5 protein-coding genes and 1 pseudogene are annotated in these 5,337 nt (G+C 67.8%); all 6 read left to right on the top strand.

The annotated features are described in order from the left end of the window. A pseudogene (locus AC2VOG_RS17325) lies at positions 1 to 222 on the top strand (acetylglutamate kinase); the annotation flags it as partial. Further along, the gene (locus AC2VOG_RS17320) at positions 219 to 1,409 is read left to right on the top strand and encodes an acetylornithine transaminase (RefSeq protein ID WP_486941087.1); all 1,191 of its coding nucleotides are present in this window, start codon (positions 219 to 221) and stop codon (positions 1,407 to 1,409) included. The pseudogene AC2VOG_RS17325 and the gene AC2VOG_RS17320, both read left to right, overlap by 4 nt. Then, the gene (argF, locus tag AC2VOG_RS17315; protein WP_486941086.1) at positions 1,406 to 2,332 is read left to right on the top strand and encodes an ornithine carbamoyltransferase; all 927 of its coding nucleotides are present in this window, start codon (positions 1,406 to 1,408) and stop codon (positions 2,330 to 2,332) included. Before AC2VOG_RS17320 ends, argF begins: the two co-directional genes overlap by 4 nt. Then, positions 2,329 to 2,823, top strand: a complete 495-nt coding sequence (locus tag AC2VOG_RS17310) for an arginine repressor (RefSeq protein WP_486941085.1) — start codon at positions 2,329 to 2,331, stop codon at positions 2,821 to 2,823. Before argF ends, AC2VOG_RS17310 begins: the two co-directional genes overlap by 4 nt. Before the next feature lie 27 nt (positions 2,824 to 2,850). Then, a complete protein-coding gene (locus AC2VOG_RS17305; protein ID WP_486941084.1) occupies positions 2,851 to 4,059 on the top strand; it encodes an argininosuccinate synthase in 1,209 nt (402 codons plus the stop codon). Continuing rightward, positions 4,056 to 5,337, top strand: a 1,282-nt coding sequence (gene argH / locus AC2VOG_RS17300) for an argininosuccinate lyase (protein WP_486941083.1), incomplete at its 3' end; no start/stop codon positions are given. The genes AC2VOG_RS17305 and argH, both read left to right, overlap by 4 nt.

Genomic DNA, 5,337 nt, shown 5'->3' with positions numbered 1-5,337 from the left:
TGGCCGGACCGGGATTCGCTGGTCAGCGAAATCGACACCGCCACCTTGACTGAACTGCTGCCGACGCTGGAGACGGGCATGATTCCCAAGATCGAAGCCTGCCTGCACGCGGTCAACGGCGGTGTGCCCAGCGCGCACATCATCGACGGCCGCGTCGAGCACTGCGTGCTGGTCGAATTGCTCACCGATGAGGGCTCCGGAACGAAGGTGGTGAGCGCATGACCCACACTGAGGAACTTCAGCAGCGCTGGTCGGCGGTGATGATGAACAACTACGGTCTTCCGCCGGTGGCGTTGGCCAGTGGCAACGGCGCCGTGGTCACCGACGTCGACGGAAAGTCGTATCTGGACCTGCTCGGCGGCATCGCGGTCAACGTGCTCGGCCACGGGCACCCGGCCGTGCTCGAGGCTGTGACGCGGCAGATGTCGACGCTGGGACACACCTCAAATTTGTATGCCGCCGAACCTGGCATCGCGCTGGCCGAGGCGCTGACCGGCCTGCTTGGCGCCGACACCGAGACCCGGGTGTTGTTCTGCAACTCCGGAACTGAGGCCAACGAGGCGGCGTTCAAACTCTCTCGTCTCACCGGCCGAACGAAACTGGTTGCGGCGCAAGGTGGCTTCCACGGCCGGACGATGGGCGCCCTGGCGTTAACCGGCCAACCGAGCAAGCAGGCGCCGTTCGCGCCGCTACCCGGCGACGTCACCCACGTGCCCTACGGCGACGCCGATGCGCTGGCGGCTGCGGTCGGTGACGACACGGCGGCGGTATTCCTGGAGCCGATCATGGGGGAGAGCGGCATCGTCGTGCCGCCGGACGGCTACCTGGCCGCAGCCCGCGATATCACGGCCCGCCACGACGCGCTGCTGGTCCTCGACGAGGTACAGACCGGAATGGGCCGCACCGGAACGTTTTTCGCACACCAGCACGACGGCGTCACTCCCGACGTGGTGACGATGGCCAAGGGGCTCGGCGGCGGCCTGCCGATCGGGGCGTGCCTGGCGACCGGTCGGGCCGCCCAGCTTATGACCCCCGGCCTGCACGGCAGCACCTTCGGTGGCAACCCGATCTGCGCGGCAGCGGCGCTGGCGGTGCTGCGGGTCATCGCCGATGACGACCTGGTCCGAAGGACCGCGTCGCTGGGGAAGACGTTGCACCAGAACATCGCAGCGCTGCACCATCCCGCGATCGACCACGTCCGCGGCCGCGGCCTGCTGTGCGGGGTCGTCTTGACCGCGCTGACGGCCAACGCGGTAGAGGCGGCTGCCCGCTCGGCCGGATTCTTGGTCAACGCCGCCGCACCCGACGTCGTCCGCCTGGCGCCGCCCCTGATCATCACCGAGCAGCAGCTCGACACGTTCGTCGCCGCCTTGCCGGGCATCCTCGACACCGCCGAGAGGGCTTCATGACGCGACACTTCCTGCGCGACGACGACCTGACCCCGGCCGAGCAGGCCGATGTCCTGCAGCTGGCCGCCGAGTTGAAGAAGGACCCGTTCAGCCGCCGCCCGCTGGAGGGCCCGCGCGGTGTCGCGGTGATCTTCGACAAGAACTCCACCCGCACCCGCTTTTCCTTCGAGGTGGGTATCGCCCAGCTCGGTGGGCACGCCGTTGTGGTCGACGGCCGCAGCACCCAGCTGGGCCGCGAGGAGACGCTGCAGGACACCGCTAAAGTGCTGTCCCGCTACGTCGATGCCATCGTGTGGCGCACCTACGGTCAAGCGCGTCTGACCGCGATGGCCGAAACCGCCACGGTGCCGATCGTCAACGCGCTGTCCGACCAGTTCCACCCCTGCCAGGTGCTGGCCGATCTGCAGACCATCGCCGAGCGCAAGGGCTCGCTGCGCGGTCTGCGGATGACTTACTTCGGTGACGGCGCCAACAACATGGCGCATTCGCTGATGCTCGGCGGCGTCACCGCAGGCATGCACGTAACAGTGGCAGCGCCAACCGGATTCGCACCGGATCGGTTATTCACCGCGGCCGCCGAACACCGCGCCGCGGACACCGGCGGATCGGTGACCGTCACCGCGGACCCGATCGCCGCGGCATCCGGTGCCGACGTGTTGGTGACCGACACCTGGACGTCGATGGGCCAAGAAGACGACGGGCTGGATCGTGTACGGCCGTTCCGGGCGTTCCAGCTCAATGCGAGCCTGGTGGCCAAAGCCGACTCGGAAGTTGTCGTATTGCACTGCCTTCCGGCTCACCGGGGCCATGAGATCACCGACGAGGTGATCGACGGCCCGCACAGCGCGGTGTGGGACGAAGCCGAGAACCGGCTGCACGCGCAAAAAGCGCTGCTGGTGTGGCTGCTGGAACGCCTCCCATGACGCGCTCGAAGACGACACCGGAGATCACCCGCGTGGGGCGGCAGGCCCGCATCGTGGCGATCCTGTCGTCGGCGGAGGTCCGCAGCCAGGGCGAGCTGGCCGCGATGCTGGCGGCTGACGGTGTCGAGGTCACTCAGGCCACGCTGTCGCGAGACCTCGAGGAGCTCGGCGCGGTGAAGCTGCGCGGGGCCGACGGTGGTGTCGGCGTCTATGTCGTTCCCGAAGAGGGCAGCCCGCTACGCGGCGTGCCCGGCGGTACCGCGCGGCTGTCCCGGCTGCTGAGCGAGGTGCTGGTGTCGACTGATGCCACCGGCAACCTGGCGGTGCTGCGCACGCCACCGGGGGCGGCGGACTATCTGGCCAGCGCCATCGACCGCGCCGCCCTGCCCTACGTGGTCGGGACCATCGCCGGGGATGACACCATCTTCGTGGCGGCCCGCGAGCCGATGACCGGCGCCGAGCTGGCCGGCGTGCTCCAAAACCTGACGTAACCGCACGAAATTAAAGGAGATCGATTCATGTCCGATCGCGTCATCTTGGCCTATTCCGGTGGTCTGGACACCTCGGTGGCGATCAGCTGGATCGGCAAGGAGACCGGCCGAGAGGTCGTCGCCGTCGCGATCGACCTCGGACAGGGCGGTGAGGACATGGAGGTGGTGCGTCAGCGTGCGCTGGACTGCGGCGCGGTGGAAGCCGTCGTGGTCGACGCCCGCGACGAATTCGCCGACGGCTACTGCCTGCCGACCATCCTGTCCAACGCCCTCTACATGGACCGCTACCCACTGGTGTCGGCGATCAGCCGGCCGCTGATCGCCAAGCACCTGGTCAAGGCGGCCCGCGAACACGGCGGTGGCATCGTCGCGCACGGCTGCACCGGCAAAGGCAACGACCAAGTCCGCTTCGAGGTCGGATTCGCCTCACTCGCGCCAGATCTGGAGGTATTGGCGCCGGTCCGCGACTACGCCTGGACCCGGGAGAAGGCCATTGCGTTCGCCGAGGAGAACGCCATCCCGATCAACGTCACCAAGCGCTCGCCGTTCTCGATCGACCAGAACGTCTGGGGCCGCGCGGTGGAAACCGGCTTCCTGGAACACCTCTGGAACGCGCCTACCAAGGACGTCTACGACTACACCGAAGATCCAACCGTCAACTGGAACACCCCGGACGAGGTGATCGTCGGCTTCGAACGGGGCGTGCCGGTCACGATCGACGGCCGCGCGGTCTCGGTGCTGCAGGCCATCGAGGAACTCAACCGCCGCGCCGGCGCGCAGGGCGTCGGGCGACTCGACGTCGTCGAAGACCGGTTGGTGGGCATCAAGAGTCGCGAAATCTACGAAGCCCCAGGCGCGATGGTCCTCATCACCGCGCACGCCGAACTCGAGCACGTCACCCTGGAGCGAGAGCTGGGCAGGTTCAAGAGGCACACCGACCAGCGCTGGGCGGAATTGGTGTACGACGGCCTGTGGTATTCACCGCTGAAGACCGCCCTGGAGGCCTTCGTCGGCAAGACCCAGGAACACGTCACCGGCGAGATCCGAATGGTGTTGCACGGCGGGCACATTGCCGTCAACGGTCGGCGCAGCGCCGAGTCGCTGTACGACTTCAACCTGGCCACCTACGACGAGGGCGACACCTTCGACCAGTCGATGGCCAAGGGCTTCGTCTACGTGCACGGGCTGTCGTCCAAGCTCGCCGCACGCCGGGATCTGGCCACCGACGAAACGTGAGCACCAACGAAGGATCGCTGTGGGGCGGGCGTTTCGCCGACGGCCCGTCCGAGGCGCTGACCGCGCTGAGCCGCTCGACCCATTTCGACTGGGTCTTGGCACCGTACGACGTCACCGCCTCCAAGGCGCACACTCAGGTGCTGTTCAACGCCGGGTTGTTGACCACCGAACAGCGCGACGGGCTGTTGGCCGGCCTGGTCAGTCTGGCCGAGGACATCGGCGACGGCAGCTTTGGGCCGCTGCCCACCGATGAAGACGTGCACGCAGCGCTGGAGCGCGGGCTGATCGACCGGGTCGGTCCCGACTTGGGCGGTCGGCTGCGCGCGGGCCGGTCGCGAAACGACCAGGTGGCCACGCTGTTTCGGATGTGGCTGCGCGATGCGCTGCGGCGTGTGGCCGCCGGCGCGCTTGAGCTTGTCGAAGCACTGGCGGCCCAGGCGGCCGCGTATCCGGATGCCATCATGCCCGGCAAGACCCACCTGCAGTCCGCCCAGCCGATCCTGCTGGCACACCATCTGCTGGCCCACGCCCATCCGTTGCTGCGCGACGTCGACCGGCTTATCGACCTCGACGCGCGTACGGCGATCTCGCCCTACGGTTCCGGGGCGCTGGCCGGTTCGTCGCTGGGCCTGGATCCCGACGCGATCGCCGAAAAGCTCGGCTTCACCGCGGCTGCCGAGAACTCCGTGGACGCTACCGCGTCAAGGGATTTCGCCGCGGAGGCGGCCTTCGTCTTCGCGATGATCGGCGTCGACCTGTCCCGGCTCGCCGAAGATGTGATCCTCTGGAGTTCGACCGAATTCGGCTATGTCACGTTGCACGACTCGTGGTCGACCGGTAGTTCGATCATGCCGCAGAAGAAGAATCCCGACATCGCCGAGTTGGCTCGCGGCAAGTCGGGCCGGCTGATCGGCAACCTGGCCGGGCTGTTGGCGACGCTGAAGGCACAGCCGCTGGCCTACAACCGCGACCTGCAGGAGGACAAGGAGCCGGTGTTCGACTCGGTGGCGCAGCTCGAGCTGCTGCTGCCGGCGATGGCCGGCCTGGTCGCCAGCCTGACATTCAACGTCGAGCGGATGGCGACACTGGCTCCGGCCGGCTACACGCTGGCCACCGATATCGCCGAATGGCTGGTGCGCCAAGGTGTTCCGTTCCGGGACGCCCACGAGGCAGCGGGTGCGGCGGTTCAGGTCGCGGAAAAGCTCGGGATCGGGCTCGAAGAGCTCACCGACGATCAGCTGGCGGCCATCAGCGACGCTCTCACCCCTCGGGTTCGTG

This window comes from Mycobacterium sp. TH-M11 (genome assembly GCF_057473725.1).
Note: the sequence above shows the minus strand (reverse complement) of the source record. Positions and strands in the feature narration are given on the sequence as shown.

Excerpts from the sequence above, each read along its gene's own strand:
- AC2VOG_RS17320 (WP_486941087.1), top strand. The coding sequence starts at position 219 with ATGACCCACACTGAGGAACTTCAGCAGCGCTGGTCGGCGGTGATGATG.
- argF (WP_486941086.1), top strand. The coding sequence starts at position 1,406 with ATGACGCGACACTTCCTGCGCGACGACGACCTGACCCCGGCCGAGCAG.
- AC2VOG_RS17310 (WP_486941085.1), top strand. The coding sequence starts at position 2,329 with ATGACGCGCTCGAAGACGACACCGGAGATCACCCGCGTGGGGCGGCAG.
- AC2VOG_RS17305 (WP_486941084.1), top strand. The coding sequence starts at position 2,851 with ATGTCCGATCGCGTCATCTTGGCCTATTCCGGTGGTCTGGACACCTCG.